Source organism: Paramesorhizobium salinisoli, from assembly GCF_003335045.1.
GTDB classification, from domain to species: Bacteria; Pseudomonadota; Alphaproteobacteria; order Rhizobiales; family Rhizobiaceae; genus Paramesorhizobium; species Paramesorhizobium salinisoli.
In genome coordinates this window covers 1-252 of sequence record NZ_QOZG01000176.1, presented here as the reverse complement: position 1 = coordinate 252, position 252 = coordinate 1, and the positions used below count along the sequence as shown (strand labels likewise).

Genomic DNA, 252 nt, shown 5'->3' with positions numbered 1-252 from the left:
CGGGCGATCACTCGGCGCGATGAAAACCATGCGCGCGACGAAGCCGTCTGAAAGGTTCTTCTCGGACAGGCCGCCATAAAACCGCGAAGGCGTCGATGTCCCAACAATGGTTAGAGACGGGCAGTGTGTCTAGTATCCATCGGCAGATATCGCCCATTAGGCCGCCGGCGGCGTCGGCAGTGAACGGGTTTATCATATCGATTGGCTTGCGCTTCGATGCTACAAGCGCCGTAATGGCTGCTGCTGTTGGCA

At 57.9% G+C, this 252-nt stretch carries 1 protein-coding gene; it reads right to left on the bottom strand.

Annotated features, from left to right (window positions below; translation table 11 throughout):
• Positions 1–7: 7 nt before the first annotated feature.
• Positions 8–252: hypothetical protein (locus tag DUT91_RS26480; RefSeq protein ID WP_210207974.1), on the bottom strand; the 245-nt coding region annotated here is incomplete at its 5' end.